This window comes from uncultured Acinetobacter sp., assembly GCF_947624825.1.
Lineage (GTDB): Bacteria > Pseudomonadota > Gammaproteobacteria > Pseudomonadales > Moraxellaceae > Acinetobacter.
In genome coordinates, this window is sequence record NZ_CANQLZ010000048.1 from 1 (window position 1) to 18732 (window position 18732).

At 39.7% G+C, this 18732-nt stretch carries 18 protein-coding genes; 6 read left to right on the forward strand and 12 right to left on the reverse strand.

The window, feature by feature from the left end; genetic code table 11:
• Positions 1 to 106 precede the first annotated feature (106 nt).
• Entirely contained in the window at positions 107 to 1432 is a 1326-nt protein-coding gene (gene guaD, locus Q0017_RS10765; RefSeq protein ID WP_297427297.1) for a guanine deaminase, read from the reverse strand.
• Between the two features lie 52 nt (positions 1433 to 1484).
• Positions 1485 to 2543, reverse strand: coding sequence for an aromatic ring-hydroxylating dioxygenase subunit alpha (locus Q0017_RS10770; RefSeq protein ID WP_298146557.1), 1059 nt, complete (start codon positions 2541 to 2543; stop codon positions 1485 to 1487).
• 138 nt (positions 2544 to 2681) lie between these two features.
• Between Q0017_RS10770 and Q0017_RS10775 the strand changes: the two genes are divergently transcribed.
• A complete protein-coding gene (locus Q0017_RS10775; RefSeq protein WP_297427291.1) occupies positions 2682 to 3155 on the forward strand; it encodes a hypothetical protein in 474 nt (157 codons plus the stop codon).
• A 23-nt stretch (positions 3156 to 3178) separates the two neighbouring features.
• On the opposite strand, the gene Q0017_RS10780 is transcribed toward Q0017_RS10775, so the two are convergent.
• The 3 genes from Q0017_RS10780 to Q0017_RS10790 all read right to left on the reverse strand — a co-directional run bounded on the left by Q0017_RS10780 (position 3179) and on the right by Q0017_RS10790 (position 5831).
• A complete protein-coding gene (locus Q0017_RS10780) occupies positions 3179 to 4345 on the reverse strand; it encodes a glutathionylspermidine synthase family protein (protein ID WP_298146560.1) in 1167 nt (388 codons plus the stop codon).
• Positions 4346 to 4348: 3 nt separating this feature from the next.
• Entirely contained in the window at positions 4349 to 4726 is a 378-nt protein-coding gene (locus tag Q0017_RS10785; RefSeq protein ID WP_298146562.1) for a hypothetical protein, read from the reverse strand.
• 145 nt (positions 4727 to 4871) lie between these two features.
• Positions 4872 to 5831 carry a TerC family protein gene (locus tag Q0017_RS10790; RefSeq protein ID WP_297427282.1) on the reverse strand — a complete coding sequence of 320 codons (960 nt, stop codon included), beginning with the start codon at positions 5829 to 5831 and terminating at the stop codon, positions 4872 to 4874.
• Positions 5832 to 6221: 390 nt separating this feature from the next.
• Here Q0017_RS10790 and Q0017_RS10795 point away from each other — a divergent pair, with 390 nt between their 5' ends.
• The gene (locus tag Q0017_RS10795) at positions 6222 to 6509 is read left to right on the forward strand and encodes a GNAT family N-acetyltransferase (protein WP_297427280.1); all 288 of its coding nucleotides are present in this window, start codon (positions 6222 to 6224) and stop codon (positions 6507 to 6509) included.
• Between the two features lie 41 nt (positions 6510 to 6550).
• On the opposite strand, the gene Q0017_RS10800 is transcribed toward Q0017_RS10795, so the two are convergent.
• Together Q0017_RS10800 and mpl are read right to left on the reverse strand one after the other, a co-directional pair.
• Positions 6551 to 7630, reverse strand: a complete 1080-nt coding sequence (locus Q0017_RS10800) for a zinc-dependent alcohol dehydrogenase family protein (RefSeq protein WP_297427277.1) — start codon at positions 7628 to 7630, stop codon at positions 6551 to 6553.
• A 132-nt stretch (positions 7631 to 7762) separates the two neighbouring features.
• On the reverse strand, positions 7763 to 9127 hold the full coding sequence (gene mpl, locus Q0017_RS10805) for a UDP-N-acetylmuramate:L-alanyl-gamma-D-glutamyl-meso-diaminopimelate ligase (protein ID WP_297427275.1): 1365 nt from the start codon (positions 9125 to 9127) through the stop codon (positions 7763 to 7765).
• A 195-nt stretch (positions 9128 to 9322) separates the two neighbouring features.
• Here mpl and Q0017_RS10810 point away from each other — a divergent pair, with 195 nt between their 5' ends.
• The 4 genes from Q0017_RS10810 to Q0017_RS10825 all read left to right on the forward strand — a co-directional run bounded on the left by Q0017_RS10810 (position 9323) and on the right by Q0017_RS10825 (position 13258).
• The gene (locus Q0017_RS10810; RefSeq protein WP_298146566.1) at positions 9323 to 9664 is read left to right on the forward strand and encodes a DMT family protein; all 342 of its coding nucleotides are present in this window, start codon (positions 9323 to 9325) and stop codon (positions 9662 to 9664) included.
• Between the two features lie 186 nt (positions 9665 to 9850).
• Positions 9851 to 10363, forward strand: a complete 513-nt coding sequence (gene purE, locus Q0017_RS10815) for a 5-(carboxyamino)imidazole ribonucleotide mutase (RefSeq protein ID WP_297427270.1) — start codon at positions 9851 to 9853, stop codon at positions 10361 to 10363.
• 16 nt (positions 10364 to 10379) lie between these two features.
• Positions 10380 to 11501, forward strand: coding sequence for a 5-(carboxyamino)imidazole ribonucleotide synthase (locus tag Q0017_RS10820; RefSeq protein WP_297427268.1), 1122 nt, complete (start codon positions 10380 to 10382; stop codon positions 11499 to 11501).
• A gap of 476 nt (positions 11502 to 11977) precedes the next feature.
• A complete protein-coding gene (locus Q0017_RS10825) occupies positions 11978 to 13258 on the forward strand; it encodes a lytic murein transglycosylase (protein WP_297427265.1) in 1281 nt (426 codons plus the stop codon).
• 51 nt (positions 13259 to 13309) lie between these two features.
• Here the strand turns inward: Q0017_RS10825 and Q0017_RS10830 are convergent, their stop codons facing one another.
• The 5 genes from Q0017_RS10830 to Q0017_RS10850 all read right to left on the reverse strand — a co-directional run bounded on the left by Q0017_RS10830 (position 13310) and on the right by Q0017_RS10850 (position 18564).
• Positions 13310 to 13675, reverse strand: a complete 366-nt coding sequence (locus tag Q0017_RS10830) for a hypothetical protein (protein WP_297427262.1) — start codon at positions 13673 to 13675, stop codon at positions 13310 to 13312.
• Between the two features lie 112 nt (positions 13676 to 13787).
• Positions 13788 to 14702 carry a matrixin family metalloprotease gene (locus Q0017_RS10835; RefSeq protein WP_297427259.1) on the reverse strand — a complete coding sequence of 305 codons (915 nt, stop codon included), beginning with the start codon at positions 14700 to 14702 and terminating at the stop codon, positions 13788 to 13790.
• Between the two features lie 93 nt (positions 14703 to 14795).
• On the reverse strand, positions 14796 to 16733 hold the full coding sequence (gene dnaK / locus Q0017_RS10840; protein WP_297427255.1) for a molecular chaperone DnaK: 1938 nt from the start codon (positions 16731 to 16733) through the stop codon (positions 14796 to 14798).
• A 119-nt stretch (positions 16734 to 16852) separates the two neighbouring features.
• The gene (gene grpE / locus Q0017_RS10845; RefSeq protein ID WP_297427252.1) at positions 16853 to 17401 is read right to left on the reverse strand and encodes a nucleotide exchange factor GrpE; all 549 of its coding nucleotides are present in this window, start codon (positions 17399 to 17401) and stop codon (positions 16853 to 16855) included.
• 411 nt (positions 17402 to 17812) lie between these two features.
• A protein-coding gene (locus Q0017_RS10850) for an IS5 family transposase (RefSeq protein WP_298146572.1) occupies positions 17813 to 18564 on the reverse strand; the annotation gives its coding sequence in 2 pieces (ribosomal slippage) (positions 17813 to 18348 and positions 18348 to 18564; 753 coding nt in all).
• Positions 18565 to 18732 lie beyond the last annotated feature (168 nt).

The following is an 18732-nucleotide window of genomic DNA, read 5'->3' on the forward strand; positions in this document are numbered from 1 at the left end:
TTGACCTGCAACACCCCAAAACATGTACTAATTTTAAAACATCTTACGCGTTGTTGCATCCGTTTTAGTGTTGAAAATGTAAACCAAAACTATGCAAACTTGACACTTATTTTGTTGAAGACTGATGATACACGCATTCACCAAACACATAAGTGGCGGCAATATTACGATCATCGCCCATGGTGATGAGTGCAAATAAAGCGTCCTCAATATTTTTGGCACGGCTTTGACGCAAACGCTGTAGCGCGGTGGCATTTAAATCCAGTACCACAAAATCAGCTTCTTTACCCAAATTAAAGTTACCTAATTTGTCTTCTAAACTTAAAGCTTTGGCACTGCCTAAGGTGGCGTGATACAGGGCTTCAAAAGCAGAGAGTTTATTGCCTTGTAATTGCTGCACTTTATAGGCTTCGTTTAAGGTTTGTAGTTGGTTAAATGAAGTACCTGCACCAACATCACTCCCTAAACCAACTTTGACTTGTTTTTCCCATGCTGTATGCAATGGAAATAAGCCACTGCCTAAAAATAGATTAGAGGTTGGGCAAAAGGCAATTGCAGAATCGGTATCATGCATACATTGCCATTCATGTTCTTCTAAATGTACGCAATGGGCAAACACTGATTTTGAACCCGTTAAGCCAAAATGATGATAGACATCTAAATAGCCATTTTGCTCAGGAAATAATTCTTTTACCCAAGCAATTTCATTTTTATTCTCACTTAAATGTGTGTGTACGTATACATCAGGATATTCAGCTTTTAATTGCCCTGCTTTGCTGAGTTGCTCTTGGGTTGATGTGGGTGCAAAACGTGGGGTAATTGCATATAAATTACGTCCTTTCCCATGCCATTTTTCAATTAATGTTTTTGAATCATAATAGCCCGTTTGCGCTGTATCACACAGGTTTTCTGGTGCGTGACGATCCATCAGCACTTTACCAGCAATCATACGCATGTTTTGAGCAGTTGCAGCTTCAAATAAAGCGTTGACCGATTCAGGATGTACTGTGGCAAAGACTAAAGCTGTAGTGGTGCCATTTTTAAGTAATTCTTGAATAAAAAATTGCGCAATTTGTTTAGAATATTCGGCATCTTTAAACTGCAATTCTGTTGGGAAGGTATAAGTATTGAGCCATTCAAGTAGTTGCTCACCATAAGCACCAATCATTTCAGTTTGTGGAAAATGAATATGCGTATCAATAAAGCCCGGTACAATCAATTGTTCGGGGTAATGTTCAACTTTAACATCTGGGCCAATTAAATGCTGCCCTGCTTGCCATGAACCAAAATAATCAATCTGACCATTTTTTGTGATGAGTAAACCATCTTCTACATATCGCACTTGGTCGTGAATTTCACGTGCTTGGGCAACTGTATTCTTAATATCAAGAAAGCGACCACGAATCGCTGTCATTGCAACTACAGAAGACATTTTTAACCTGCGAGTTTTATTTTTTCAATTGATTGTACCCAATATAAATAGCTTAAACTGTATAACGTTTACTCAGTCCCCATTCTGCCAAAATACGGCGATACATGGTCGATGAACGGTCGGCTTCAAAATGCGCTTCCATCATTAAATCGAGTGGTAATTCCTCTGGTTTTTGTGCCTCGACCATGGCTTGATCTTCAGCAAAAATCTGTGCATTAAAATCATGGACTGCTTGTAAATCCCCAGTTTGGTCAAAGTTACGCGTGAGTGGCACAAACAAACGAGTTTTATTGTGTGATACAGGGCAACATGCATTTAAGATTTTTAGTACGCCATTGTTGGGAAAATCTACAGTTAAAACGGCACTAAATGGTGGATAAACTTCAAAGGTACGTGTCCATTTAAAACCCTCAGGTGCAAGATGTTGTAAACCGTGTGGATAGTTACTCACCTCACTCACATAGACACTTTTTAAACCATAATGGGTACGTTCAGTGTGATACTTTGGCACCACAGCTTGCTCACGTTGTGCAAAAGCTTGATGGTGTACCCAAGCAAAATGTGCCACATCAATAAAACCTTCAAGTTGGCGGCCACTAGAACCTGCAATATCAACAAAAGGTGGCAAAATCGCTTGATGTTCGGGCTGTTGCCACGTGTCTAGCACAGCAATATTGGCACTTTGTACATCACGAGCAAAAAGACTGGTCCAAATTAAGCCATAACGTTCAAGTACAGGAAATTTAGTTAAACGAAAACGCTCTGAAATTTTTTTTAAATCAGGCTGAGCAGGAATTTTATTGCATTGACCATCAGCACCATAATGCAGCCCATGATAAGGACAGATAATATTTTCATCTTTAACCCACCCTTTACTTAATGGTACACCGCGATGTGGACAAATATCGCGTACTAAGTGAATAGCACCACTTTGAGTTTGATACAGCGCCATATTCACATCAAGCAGCGTGACGCGTTGTGGTTGCATGCTAACGTCTTCTACACGCGCTACAGGATACCAATGCTGCGCTAAAATTTGCCAATCAGCAGCATCAAATTGACTGTGACATGGTTGATCAAAAGGCTGCAAGGTTGGGATGATGGCATTCATAATGGACTTCTTAAATAAAATGATGACCATTATCTAGATGCAAATTCTTTGCCAAATGAAAAGGCAACTTTTGCCCTTTATCTTTTGAGCGCAAGTGCGTAAAGTGTGAAAATTAATCAAATTTGAGCCAAGATCTCTATGTACTTTTGGAAGACCAAAGCACTCGCCCATGAACTCTCTGCCAATACCTTAGAGAAAAAGCATTATAAAAATTATTATCTCATGACCGCTTTATTGGTGTCTGTGGTGTATTACTACGGTATGTATTCACCATATTTTAATGTCAATGTAATTGCAGTTGAAGGCTTGGTCACTTTAGTGATTATGGCACTGGGTATTCAAGCTGCTTATCGTGCCAATGGTGGCGATCAAGGTGAGCACTTTATGGGGCGTATCACGGCATTGTCCTTTCCAATTTTGGTGCAGACCACGGTTGCAGGGATTGTGTTTGGCGCGATCTTATTAAGCTTATATTTTGCTTTAAACCTAGAAGGCACAGCTTTTGATGCGTGGTATGAATGGGCAATTTCAGCCTTTACTGTATTTTTACAAATTTTATTTTTTACCCGTTTAGTATTTTATATGCGCCGTGTTGCTGCACATACCATTTAAAAAAAGTGGCTTTAGCCACTTTTTTATTCCACAAAATAATGCGCTGCAAAATGTGCGTCGTTGCCAATCACATCAAACACATCTTCACGTAATGACATGCCGTGACATTCATCTCCGACCATCCATAAACCCAAAGTCGGTAACATGCCATCATGCAATGGGGTTTTTACCCAACGCTGCATAACATAACCAGCTTGGTCATATTCGGCAAAATGAAAACTACCCGATGCTGCACCACAATCTAGGTTATTTTGCACAATATGAATATTGGCACCTTCACGCGATAAGATGGGTTTACGTGCCCATTTGCCTTGATAATTTTGCTTGGGATCATAGACATGGGTTTCTGCCAGCAATGGATGATGTGGATGACGTTGCCATAATTCCACTAAAATGGCTTTATTGGATAATAGCATTTTCCAACACGGTTCAATCCAATCTATGTCAACATCAGGTCGAATAAAAGCACCAAATTCTTCTTGCCATAGCCACTCCCAAGGATAAAGCTTAAACAAATGCGAGATAGGTTGTTCGGCTAAATCTACAAAATTGCGTTCATCCCAACCCATATTTTCAATAGACAATTCATGAACATTTAAGCCGGCTTGAAAAGCAGTGTCCATTAAGTATTCTAAATTACCCCAATCTTCACGACCTGCTGTTTGGCAGGCGGTAAAATGTACATGCTGCCCTTGCACATATAACTGTTGCCAGCGTGCAATTAAAGCTTCGTGAATACTATTAAATTGATTGCGATTGGGAATATGGGCCACTTGTTCTAACCAATGCCACTGCGCCACAGAGGCTTCTAATAAGCCTGTAGGGGTATCGGCATTGTATTCTAGCATTTTGATGTTTTGACCATCATAAGCAAAATCAAAACGACCATACAACATTGGGCTTTGTTTACGCCAAGAGTCTTCAATACAAGCAATTGCTGCGCGCGGAAGATGAAAATAATCAGGATAGTTGCCACGTTTGACCAAATCTGCCACAACGTCTAAACACATGGCATGCAGTTCATTGCTGGCATCTTCAAGACGTTCAATTTCTTTTAAACTAAACTCGTAGGCTACACCTTCTGACCAATACATCGAGCCATCACGTGAAGCCAAGTCAAAATAATCAAAACCAATAGCACGATGCTGCGCTTGCCAATCATCACGGGCGGGTAAAATGACTCGTTTCATGCTTTAGCCTCCAAAAGATGAACCACCTGTTGAACGACCAAAACCACCACGGCGAATGGGTTTAGATTTGGCTTGTTTAAAAACCTGTTGGGAAAATACCGGTTGATGAATATGACGTGAACCTGTGGCAGTTAAGGTACGCCCTAAATATTTCACTTTACGGTTATTGCTGTAATACTGTGGACCAATATAAAAAATTTGATAATTGCTAGATGCGGTTTGATAGGAACTGGTGCTGTTATAAGGCTCGCACAAATTACGATCCCAATCTTGGCTACAGTTGTATTGATCATTATAAACATCTTGTTGTAAACGACCAGAGTTGCTACAGGCAGCCAATAATACAGGTACAACGACCAACGTTAATGTTTTGCTGCGCATTGGCTTAACCCTTGTGTTTAAATTTTTAATTTAGAAACATCAAGCATAGGTATTTGCTCAATTAAAGTACAGCACGTTTATGCTCAAAATAGAAGATTTTTCCATTAAAAAAGCCCGAACAGTGTCGGGCTTTTTAGAGGCAGACTTATGATAATTCTTGACGTTTACTGTGACGAACCGATAACCATGCAGTTACAGCAAGCACGATCACAATAAAGCTTAACGAAATCCAAATTGGCATATGGAATACATCAAGCATTAGCATCTTAAAGCCGATAAACAACAAGATAATGCCTAAACCATAAGGCAAGTAATGCATTTTAGATGCTGCGCCAGAGAGCAAGAAGAACATGGCACGTAGACCTAAAATTGCCATTAAATTGGCTGTAAGTACAATAAACGGATCTGAGGTTACCGCAAAGATTGCAGGGATAGAATCGACTGCAAAAATAACGTCTGATGCTTCAACTAAAATTAACACCAAAAACAATGGCGTTGCCCATAACACACCATTTTGGCGCACAAAGAATTTATCGCCATGCATTTGTGGGGTAATACGCATACGCTTACGTAAGAATTTTAAGATCGCCATATCTTCGATATTGGTTTCTTCTTCGTCCTGCCCTTTTAAGAACTTGAAGCCGGTATAGACCAAGAACGCACCAAAGATATACAGTACCCAAGAGAATTCTTGTACAAACCATGCGCCAATAAAAATGAAGATGGTACGTAAAATAATCGCGCCCAATACACCATACAGCAGTAATTGACGTTGTAAGGCAGGTGGAATAGCAAAAGCGGCAAAGATCATCAGCCAAACAAATACGTTATCAACGGCAAGTGATTTTTCCAGTAAATAACCTGCAAAGTATTCCATTACTTTAGCGTTGGCAATGGTAACACCTGCGGTTTGTTGTAAGTACAGCCACAGTCCGCCACCAAATAGTGCGGCAACCGAGACCCAAGCAATACTCCAATACGCAGCAGTTTTAATTTTAACGTCTTGACCTTGGGTTTGGCGAAAGCCTAAAAAGTCAATAATAAGCATAATGGTGACTAAGCCAAAGAAGGCTAAGTACAACCATGTATTGCCGATAGTTTCCATGTGTATTCTCCACATCTAGCAATCGGCCATAAAAAAACCTTGACCAGTTGCCAGACACAATTTGTCTATAACAACATGATCAAGGTCTTGCCTACATCTTAAACTCTAAGATGCTCAGATACCGACTTTTTGCAAAGTGTAATGACGATAGTCTGACACCATAACTCAATAACAATTATGGTTTGGAGGAGGCTACTCCCCTTGTTCAAATAAATTTTGTTTTAAGCGAGGCTTAAATATGTGTCCAGTATGCCATATTTTAATATCAAGCACAATTTTTATGCTGTGCTGAGCGTGTATATATTGCGTAAAAGCACATGGTCTTTTTATCGCTTAAGTAGTTAAGTACATATGTTAAAGTAATTGAACAGCATAAAAATAGGATCAAGTATGAACTTTGAACATCAAGATAATGCAACAAAAGGTGAATTCTTTTTAAATAATGATGCAGGCCAACGCATCGCTGAAATTAGTTATCTATGGCGTGATGATCAAACCATTATAGCCGATCATACATGGGTAGATGATTCATTACGTGGTCAAGGTGTGGCACGCAAATTACTTGATCATTTGGCTGATTTTGCCCGTGAAAAATCTGTCAAAATTGTACCCACTTGTTCTTATGTGGTGGTGATGTTTAAACGTGAGCCAACCGCATTTAACGATGTTGCTGCATAAAAAAAGCCTGCATAAGCAGGCCTTTTATTGAATGATTGGAATTAAATATCAATCATGACTTTCATGGCTTTTTCATCGGCAGCATGCTTAAACACATCATAGGCCTTTTCAAAATCTGCAAATTTAAAATGATGCGTGGCCAACTTGTCTAATGGCAATTTACCTGAGCAGCATGTTTTTAATAGCATTCCTGTGGTATTGGCATTGACCAAGCCTGTGGTAATAGTGAGGTTTTTAATCCAAAGCTTATTCAGTTCAAAGTTTACAGCTTTACCATGCACACCGACATTGGCAATGTGCCCTCCTTCTTTAACTACATGTTGGCAAATATTCCATGTGGGTTCAACGCCTACCGCTTCAATGGCACAATCGACACCACGTCCATCGGTAATCTCTAAAATACGTTGGATGGCATCTTCTTTACTTGAATTGACGGTATGAGTTGCACCAATGTTTTTGGCAAACTCAAGGCGATTATCGTCCATATCCACCATAATAATATTGGCAGGTGAATAAAACTGCGCAGTGAGTAAACAGCTCATACCAATTGGGCCTGCACCAACAATGGCAATATTGTCCCCCGGTTTGACATCGCCATATTGCACACCAATTTCATGTGAAGTGGGTAGAATGTCAGATAAGAATACAGCAACATCTTCATTTAAATCTTCAGGTAATAAATACAGTGAAGTATCGGCAAATGGGGTGCGTACATATTCGGCATGCGTGCCATCAATCATATAGCCCATAATCCAACCGCCTTCGTTGCGGCAATGTGCATACAATTGTTTTTGACAATTTTCACAGGTCCCACAGCGGCTGACACAAGAGACAATGACCTTGTCACCTTGTTTAAAATTCTTGACCGCTGAACCAACCTCTTCAACAATTCCAATACCTTCATGCCCAAGAATACGTCCATTAAAAGAACCTTCTTTTTCAATGGCAGTTTGTTCAATTTCAGGATTCTTACCTTTCCAAATGCCTAAATCTGTACCACAAATGGTGACTTTGGTCAGTTTAATCACGGCATCTGTTGGCGCTAAAATTTGTGGCTTGGCACGTTCTTCAAAACGAATATCATTTTCGCCGTAATACACCATGGCTTTCATTGTTGTCATTGTGATTATCCTTTTTGTATATTTTATAGACAGACTTTAGACTAACAAATAAAAGTGACATTCTGTCTAAATTCAGCAATTTTCATACATAAAAAAAAGCCCGCAGTGGCGGGCTGTTCAATCATTTTAGTTTTAAGCCTTTAACGCTGTGATAAGTTTTTGATGTAAGCCCCCAAAACCGCCATTCGACATAATCACCACGGCGTCGCCCTCGCCTGCTTCTTGGCTAATTTTGTTAATAATGTCGTCTAATGAGCGAGCAATTTGTGCTTGATTAGTCGCAGCATTAATCACCGGTTGTAAATCCCAATCTAAACCTTCAGGTTGATACCAGATCACTTCATCAGCAAGGCGGGCTGAATGTGCCAAGCCATCTTTATGACTGCCCATACGCATGGTGTTGGAGCGCGGTTCAATAATCGCCCAAAGTTTACGTTCGCCTAAACGTTTGCGTGCACCCTCAAGTGTTGTGTCAATCGCGGTTGGATGATGGGCAAAGTCATCATAGACTTCAATGCCGCGTACAGTGCCCAGTAATTCCATACGGCGTTTTACACCACCAAAATTAGATAAGGCTTCACACGCCACTTCAATTGATACACCGACATGTTCAGCTGCAGCAATGGTCGCTAAGGCATTGGCAACACTGTGCTGCCCTGTCATATTCCACTTTACTTCACCTTTAATAACGCCGTGTTGTATCACTTTAAAGTGTGAACCATCTGCTGCTAATTGTTCAGCATACAATTGAGATTTTGGGTTAGCATCTAAAGAGGTACGGACTACAGGTGTCCAACAACCCATCTCGAGGACTTCATCAATATTAGTTTCGGTAATGGGAGCAATAATGCGACCTTCAGATGGAATGGTACGCACTAAATGATAGAATTGTTTTTGAATGGCCGCTAGATCATCAAAGATATCGGCATGGTCAAATTCTAAGTTATTTAAAATGGCCGTTTTAGGATGGTAATGCACGAACTTAGAACGCTTATCAAAAAAAGCGGAATCATATTCATCGGCTTCTACACAAAAATATTTACCCGCCCCTAAACGTGCGCTTTGTGAAAAACCAAGCGGTACACCACCAATTAAAAAGCCGGGTTCTAAACCTGCTTGATCCAGTACCCAAGCGAGCATCGTGGTGGTAGTCGTCTTACCATGTGTGCCTGCCACGCCTAAGACATGTTTGCCTTGTAGCACATGGTCGGCTAAAAATTGTGGCCCTGAAATATACGGTAAACCTGCATTAAGCATATATTCAATTGCATCAATGCCGCGTTTCATGGCATTGCCCACAATCACTAAATCAGGATGCGGTTGTAAATGACTGCGGTCGTAGCCTTGCATTAAGGTGATGCCTGCATTTTCAAGTTGGGTCGACATTGGTGGATAAACATTTTGATCCGAGCCAGTCACCGTGTGCCCAAGGTCGCGTGCAAGTAGTGCCAACGAGCCCATAAAAGTGCCGCAAATACCCAAAATATGCAGATGCATACGCTTAACTCCAGTGCGTTTTATACACAAGCTTAGTGCTGTGTTGGAATAATAGAATGTCTCAAACCATAGCAAGGCTGATGATGAAAAGATAGTTTTTCTTGTTGTGCTAAAATGAAAAAAATCGCGCTAGTCATTTAGTATCTGAATAAAAAAAATTACACTACAGGCTTTCTTGACCAGCTAGAAAAACTCATGTTACTGCCTTTAATGTTATTAATTATTGCCAACTGTTTTATGACTTTGGCTTGGTATGGCCATTTAAAATTTTTACCACAAGATGCGCCCATGTGGCAGGCGATTTTATTGAGTTGGATGATTGCGCTGTTTGAATATAGTTTAATGATTCCAGCCACGAAGTTACTTGCACAGCAAGGTTGGGTAGTGGGTGAAATGAAAATTACTCAAGAAGTGGTAACTTTATTGGTCTTTGTGCCTTTTATGATTTTTTTATTTAAGCAACCGTTTAAGTTGGATTATCTATGGGCGGCATTGTGTTTATGCGGCTGCGTTTATTTTGTGTTTCGTGGCCAATAATTTTTATCTAAAATTAATTCTTAATAAAAAATCTAAGTTTAAGGAAAAAATATTAAAAATCCGCGCTTGCTTTAGGCGTTAAATTTTGGTCATTGGCATTTTAAGGCTATAATGCACATTGATTCATAAGAGCTTGGATACCGATCCAAGATCTGTCTTTTCCTTACTTCAGTTGGAATATTTGCAATGAATGCGGCTGCTACACAAGATGCTCCTTTAGTTGGAATTATCATGGGTTCTCAATCAGATTGGGCAACTTTAGAACACACTGCCAATATGCTTAAGCAGCTTGGTGTACCTTTCGAAGCCGAAGTTGTTTCTGCACACCGTACCCCAGACCGTCTATTTGAATATGCAGAACAAGCGCGTGATCGTGGTATTCAAGTGATCATTGCAGGCGCAGGTGGCGCAGCACATTTACCAGGTATGTGTGCCGCTAAAACTGATTTACCTGTATTAGGTGTTCCTGTGAAATCATCCATCTTAAACGGTGTGGATTCATTGCTATCTATCGTACAAATGCCAGCAGGTATTGCAGTGGGTACATTGGCAATTGGTCCTGCAGGTGCAACCAATGCGGCAATTATGGCAGCGCAAATTCTTGGCTTAACTCGTGCTGATATCGCTAAAAATGTAGCAGATTTCCGTGCAGCGCAAACTGAAAAAGTCGCGAGTAAAAATATTCCGGGTCAGGCATAAAACGGGGCAGTCTCTAATGAACAAAACCATTGGTATTTTTGGTGGTGGACAGCTCGGTCGCATGATGGCACAAGCTGCATTGCCACTTAATCTTAAATGTACCTTTTTTGAAGCAAGTACAGATTGTCCATCTGCGGCACTCGGTCAAGTGTATTCAACCCAAGCTGCAAACGGTTTACAAAACTTTATTCAAAGTGCTGACGTATTTAGCCTTGAGTTTGAAAACACACCGCTTGCTGATGTTGATGCATTAATTGCACAAAAAGATTTGCATCCACCACGTCAGGCACTCGCCATTGCACAACATCGCTTATCTGAAAAAGCCTTGTTTGATGAACTCGAAATTCCTGTAGCACCTTATAAAGCGGTTACTTCTTTAGAAGAATTGCATACTGCAGTTGCAACTTTAGGCTTACCAATCGTACTGAAAACTTCACGTGGCGGTTACGATGGTAAAGGGCAATTTGTATTACGCAGTGCAGATCAAATTGAACAAGCATGGGCAGAATTAGGCCCTGCGGGTGAACTGATTGCAGAAAGTTTTGTGACGTTCTCACGTGAAGTGTCAATTATTGCCGTGCGTGGTCAAAATGGTGAAGTAAAAACTTGGCCATTGGCTGAAAATCATCATCACCATGGTATTTTGTCGCATTCGATCGTGCCTGCGCCAAACAGCACCGATTTACAGCCTGTAGCTGAAGATTACATCACGCGTTTGTTAAATCATTTAAATTACGTCGGTGTATTAACTTTAGAATTGTTTGTGACTGACAAAGGCCTATATGCCAATGAAATGGCGCCGCGTGTGCACAATTCAGGGCATTGGTCGATTGAAGGTGCGGTATGTTCACAATTTGAAAACCATATCCGTGCAGTTGCAGGCTTACCACTAGGTTCTACTGCGATTGTACGCCCAACCGTGATGGTCAATATCATTGGTCAGCATCCAAAGTCTGAAGATGTATTGGCATTAGAAGGTGCGCATTTGCATCTTTATAATAAGTCAGAATGTGAAGGTCGTAAAATTGGTCATATTACTTTAATGCCAAACGATACAGCACAATTGACGACCTTATGCCGTCAACTTGCGAAAATCTTACCAAACCCATTAGCATTAAGCGAAGATATGAACATCTAAGCTGCTCAATGTCCAAGAAAAAAGTGATTCTTAAGAGGATCGCTTTTTTTATGCAAAAAACTCATGCAGAATGCGCTATCCTTGGATAGGCACACAGTTTGGTTTTATATTTTTCTCGCAGAATTTTTTTATTAGTGACTTAAACCATTTTTTTAAATTTAAAACAAAAAAATATATCTATAAAGCAGATTTTTTATACTTATCCACGCAATCATCCATAGACTTATCAACAGAAAACCCTTTAAAAGGGGTACTTCAAATTTAAATTACATGATATAAATTTAAAAAATATTTCTTAAAAATCAAAATATTGATTTATTTTTTGATTTTTAAATTTAAAACTTCGTTTTTTATTTGGTGCTTGATTAGGTTTTGAATTTAAATAGTTGAAATGAATTTAAATTTACCCAATATGGCTTTAATTTTTGAATCAAAATGCTAAGGTAAATAAAATTTAAATTTAAAAAAGGGAACTTATGCAGCGCATCGCTTTGCTTTTAGGCGCAGTCACTTTGGCAATGACGGCTCAAGCTGATTTGCTCATCAATGGCAAGCCTGTTTCAGTTACGCCAGCGCCGACAGTGGCAAATTATAATCCAAATAATAATTTTCAAAGTTGTTTAAATAATTTACGTAGCCAAGCCATTGCTAAAGGCGTACATGCTGTAACGTATGATCGTTATCGGCAAAATTTGACCCCCGATTATTCAGTAATTGAACGCCTGAATTATCAGCCTGAGTTTTCTACTCCAATTTGGGATTACTTATCAGGTTTGGTGGATGACGAGCGTGTGCAATTAGGGCAGCAAAAACTCAATCAGCATCAGGCTGTGCTTAATCGTGTAGAAGCTGCTTACGGTGTACCAGCAAATGTGGTGGTGGCTGTGTGGGGTGTCGAAAGTAACTATGGTGATATTTCAGGTCGTTATCCATTATTGCAAGCTTTGGGTACATTAAGCTGTGAGGGACGTCGTCAAAGTTATTTCCGTGGTGAGTTTTTTGCAGCCATGCGAATTTTACAACGTGGTGATGTCAGTTATGAGCAACTAAAAGGTTCGTGGGCGGGCGCATTTGGACATACCCAATTTATGCCAAGCACTTATGAAGAACTCGCGGTGGATTTTGATGGCGATGGTCGTCGTAATTTAGTTTCAAGTACTACCGATGCTTTAGCTTCTACAGCCAATTTCTTAAAAAAACGTGGTTGGCAAACAGGGCAGCCATGGGGCTTTGAAGTCAAAGTACCTGTGGGTATGTCAATAAGCAATGAAGGGCGTCGCAATAAAAAATCTCTACAACATTGGCTAGACCGTGGTGTCGTGCGTGCTGATGGTACATCTTTACTGCAAGGTAATTTAACCACGATGTCCCAAGCTGGCTTAATGGCACCTGCTGGTGCTAACGGTCCTGTTTTCTTGGTGTTTAAAAACTTTGATGCCATTTATGCCTATAATGCTGCCGAAAGCTATGCCTTAGCCATTGCACATTTATCTGATCGAATCAAAGGTGGAAATGGCTTTACACAAGCATGGCCAACTGATGATGCTGGAACGTCACGTCTAGAGCGTCGTGAAATTCAAACTATGTTGTTGGCACGCGGTTACGATATTGGTGCAGCAGATGGTTTGATAGGCGATAAAACCCGTAAAGCGATTATGCTTGAGCAAGCACGTTTAGGTTTAGCGCAAACAGGTCGAGCAGGGCAGAAGATCTTACAGGCTTTGCGTCAAGATCATGCACGCGCTGTAATGCGTTAATTTTGAGACATAAAAAAAGGTCTGTTTTTACAGACCTTTTTTGATATAGGCTTAATCAGTCAATTTAACAGCGTCAAGCAAATCAAAGATAATTGTAGTCACATCTTGACTTAAATTACGATTATTAAAAATCTCATAAGCGCTCATGGTGATATCAGTATCGCTTGGGAGTTGGCGTTGTTCTTCTTCAATCAAATCCTTAATTGGCAACAAGGTTTGCTTCACTTGTAAATGCAATACATCTTTAAACTCAATATTATCATCTTCAAGTTCTAAAATTTGCTCATTCAAGTAAGGCAATAAAATGGCGTGCAAATATGGGCCGATTTCAACAATATCGAAGATTTCAATATCGCGAGTTTCTTCAACAGTGCTGATATGGTCATTGGCTTCAATCAGAATATGGTAGTAACTCACAAGACGCTCCAAAGATATATTGTTCTCATTGAAACATCACAATAACATGAAATGCTTGAATTTGTTTTAGATTATAAAAAATACGCCTAAAAAAAATAAGGAATTTGCATAGTTAAAATTTAGATTCTAGTAAAGCAAAGTCAGCATTACTGAGCTGAAAATTATCCAGCGTTTGCTTTTGTAAAATTGGATACATTAAGCCATAAGGATCATCATGATGGCCAAGTCCGAGTGCATGGCCAAATTCGTGTGCCAAGGTTAAACGTAAATCTTCGATAGAGCTAAACTCATAAATAATAATTTGCTTGCCATTGAAAATGCCTTTATCAAATTGCTTGCCTACAAATTGTCGATTAAAAGCTGAAATTTGCTGAGAAAGCTGCTGATTTAAAGTATTAAGTCGATTCACTTCTTGGTTGAGTGTTTCAATTTTACTGCTATGAATGGCAATATCTTGGTTAAATAATTGTCGTTGCTGACTCAGATAAAGACGCTGCTGTTCCAAGACATGACGTTGCTCAGGCGAGGCACCACCTTGTTGATTAATCGCTTGCACCTGCTGGTTATAATAAGTTGTGGCTTGATTAAGTACATCCTGTTTTTGTTTAAGTTGTTGTTCTAGTTGACTCAGCTGTTGTCGCATGGTTTGCAGTTGCTGATGGCGTTGTTGCCACAATTGTTGCTGCTGTTCAATGTCTGCATGTTGCTGTAGCCGAGTTTGAGTATGTATTTGACGCTGATCATAAATAAAATCAATAACTAAGCGTGCATCAGGATCATAAACGAAAATATTTTTATCCGCTTGTTGCCAAATTTGAGTAGCTTCTAGAGCCAGTTGTTTTACCTCAGCGTGACTCAGTCCAAAGCGTGGATCAAGCTCTCCAATCCGGTAACGAATGTGTAGATCAAATGGTGCAAGCAAACGCTCAGTGATTGGAACAAATCTTAAGTGTGGATAATTGAAATTTTGGTAAAACAAGCCTAAAGCAAAAACCATCAGTCCAAGTAAAACAACAATCCGCAGCACAATAGATACTCTTTTTTAGTTACTTTAGCTGAAAATATTCAACATTAAATAAAAAAAACCGCGCTTGCGCGCGGTTTTTTCTAATCAGACAAATTATTTTTTGTCGTCTTTTACTTCTTTGAATTCAGCATCTACAACGCCGTCATCTGCTTTTTGTTGACCTGCATCGCCACCGAATGCATTTGGATCAAAGCCTTGCGCGCCACCTTGGCCTTGAGCTGCTTCATAGGCACGTTGAGTAATCGGCATGATGATGTTTTGCAACGCTTCAGTTTTCGCCTTGATCTCTTCTACATCATTTTCTTTTGTAGAAGCTTCAAGTTCAGAAACTGCGGTTTCAACTGCAGTTTTTTCATCAGCTGTTACTTGTTCGCCAAGGTCTTTCACCGCTTTTTGTGAAGAAGCAACTAAAGCATCTGCTTCATTACGTGCTTTTGCAAGCTCTTCAAATTTACGGTCTTCTTCAGCATTCGCTTCAGCATCTTTAATCATTGCTTCGATTTCAGCATCAGATAAACCTGAGTTTGCTTTAATCTGAATTGATTGCTCTTTACCTGTGCTCTTGTCTTTTGCAGATACTTTTAAGATACCATCAGCATTGATGTCAAAAGACACTTCAATTTGTGGCACACCGCGTGGCGCAGGTGGAATGTCACCTAATTGGAAGTTACCTAACAGTTTGTTTTGCTGCGCCATTTTACGTTCACCTTGGTAAACCGAAATGTCTACAGCAGGTTGGTTGTCAGCAGCTGTTGAGAACACTTGAGATTTCTTCGCAGGAATCGTCGTATTTTTCTCAATGATCGCTGTTAACACGCCACCCATGGTTTCAATACCAAGCGTAAGTGGAGTTACATCAAGAAGTAGTACGTCAGTTTTGTCACCTGAAAGTACCGCACCTTGAATACCAGCACCCATCGCTACAGCTTCGTCAGGGTTTACGTCTTTACGTGGCTCGCGACCAAAGAATTCTTGTACTTTTTGTTGTACAAGTGGCATACGAGATTGACCACCAACCAAAATCACATCAGAGATATCTGAAGTTGAAAGACCAGCATCTTTCAGTGCAATCTTACATGGCTCAATCGTACGTTCAACTAAATCAGCAACCAAGCCTTCTAATTTGGCACGTGTTACGTTGATCACTAAGTGTTTAGGACCAGTCGCATCAGCTGTGATGTATGGAAGGTTAATTTCAGTTGCATTCGAAGAAGAAAGTTCGATCTTCGCTTTCTCAGCAGCTTCTTTTAAACGTTGTAGTGCAAGCGGATCTTGTTTTAAGTTTACGCTTTGCTCTTTCTTGAATTCTTCTACTAAGAATTCAATTAACGCGTTGTCAAAGTCTTCACCACCTAAGAATGTATCACCGTTGGTAGATAACACTTCGATTTGTTGGTCGCCATCAAGGTCAGCAATTTCAATGATTGATACGTCAAAAGTACCACCACCTAAATCGTAAACTGCGATTTTGCGGTCGCCTTCTTTTTTGTCCATACCAAACGCTAAAGCCGCAGCTGTAGGTTCGTTAATGATACGTTTAACTTCTAAGCCTGCAATTTTACCTGCATCTTTCGTTGCTTGACGTTGTGCATCATTGAAGTAAGCAGGAACGGTAATTACCGCTTCAGTCACTGTTTCGCCTAGGTAATCTTCAGCTGTTTTCTTCATCTTTTTCAAGATTTCAGCAGAGATTTGTTGTGGCGCTAATTTTTTATCGTTTACATCAACCCAAGCATCACCATTGTCTGCTTTGATGATTTTGTAAGGTACAAGACCGATGTCTTTTTGAACTGCTTGGTCTTGGTACTTACGACCAATTAAACGCTTGATCGCGAACAATGTATTTTTTGGATTGGTTACTGCTTGACGCTTAGCAGATTGACCCACAAGAATCTCGCCATCTTTATACGCAATAATCGATGGAGTTGTGCGCGCGCCTTCAGCGTTTTCGATTACTTTAACTGTGTCGCCTTCAAGTACTGCGACGCAAGAGTTTGTTGTACCTAAATCAATACCAATGATTTTAGCCATTTGGATGTTTCCTCAAAAATTCTATTGTGATGTTTCACTTGCTATTCGATATGAGAGCCAATCATTTTTTTTCAAGTAAAATGATTAAAAAAATTTATAAGCTCTCGAATTTTTTAACTTTAAGCGCCAACCATAACCATTGCAGGACGTAATAAACGACCTTTTAGGCTGTAGCCTTTTTGCAGTACTGTACCAATTTCATTGGCTTTGGCATTTGGATCAATACCTACTGCTTGATGTAAATCTGCATTAAAACCACTTGCTGTATCAACAACCACAACACCAAATTTCTCTAAAGTATTCAGTAGACCTTTAAGCGTTAATTCAACACCTTCAGAAAGAGGTGTTTTTTCTTCACCTACCGCAGCAATAGCACGTTCTAGGTTATCTACAGTATCGAGCAATTCTTTGGCAAATTTTTCTAGTACAGCATCTTTATGCTTTTCAGATTCACGTTGAATACGCTCAACACTTTTTTGTGCTTCATATACTGCATTTGCAGTACGTGCTTTTTCAAGCTTTAGATCGCCTTCAAGTTGATCAATTTGTGCTTGTAAAGATTCAACGGTAACTTCAGCCTGCTCAGATTCTGTCTGAGTTTGAGCTGTATTGTTTTCTGTTTGCTCTTGCTCAAGATCTTGAGCTTGTTGGTTTTGCTCAGTCGCCATTGATTTACTCCGTTTAAATGGGTTCTTAAACATGTACAGTCCTTTGGCATCAGCTCTAACTCTGTTAACTCTGAACTGCCATGAGTTTGATAAATTTCATGATTGTTTATAGAAATCGGGGCAGGGGCTAAAAATTCAAGCGTAACTTAAGCAAAATGCCAAAATAATCTTTAATTGATGATGTTTTTTATAGCTGCAGGCTCAAAATTAAAGCTCAATTAATTTTAAAACGGGTGAAAACTGAGTATTTTAAAGTGGCGTCATACCTGATTTAACAACTAAACTGTATTAATCCAAGATACAAAATTGATTTTATTTAATTGATAGTATTAGTTATTTTTAATTATTGTTTATTATTTAGACAAAAAAGCAATCAACATTTGATAAATTAAGTATTTCTAGGGCGTGTCCTCATTTGGCTTTGCACCAAATAAACAAACAAGCCAAGAACAACATGGACTTATAATTACGAGCCAACTTTTCAAAACGAGTGGCAATACCACGAAAATGCTTTAATCGGGCAAAGGCATTTTCAACAAGATGCCTTAGACGATAGAGGTAGTGATCAAAGTCTATATTTGGTTTTTTGCTGTTTGATTTTCTTGGAATAATAGGAGTCATCCTATGATTACGAGCGACTTCACGAATATGCTCTGAATCATAACCTTTATCTGCAATTAAATAGTCGGCTTCACCTACCAACTCAATCAAGTCACTTGCAACTTGACTGTCGTGGACTTCACCCCCAGTGATTTCAAAATCAATCGGATGTCCATGCGCATCGACGGCAAGGTGAATCTTTGTAGTCGCTCCGCCTCTTGATCTTCCAATTGCTCTATCTTCACCACGCCGAGCTCCACTTGCATGCTGATGCGCGCGAATGTAGCTTCCGTCAATGAAGACCCATTCTTTATCCAAGATGCCTCGTAGTTTTAAAAAAAATTCTCCCATAGCCCTTTACTCGCCCAACGATTGAAACGGTTGTAGGCTGTTTGCCATGGACAAAGATCCTCAGGAATATCACGCCAAGGCGCACCTGTTCGAAGTTTCCACAAAATGGCTTCCATGATATTTTTGCTATTACGTGAGCGGTAGCAGCCATAAAATTGCATGGTATTTTGGATTTGTGCCCAAATTTCATCAGTAATGACTCTGCGTGACATGTTGGAAAACTTAATTTTAGAAGGAAGATATAAGATATTTTAATTGAATAGATGAGAAGAATGAAATATGTACATCAAATGAGGACACACCCTAATAAGTGTTTAATTTGGATATTATTTATTCAGATTCTAGGGCTGTAGTTTCTTTTTCGATATTTTCAGATGTGT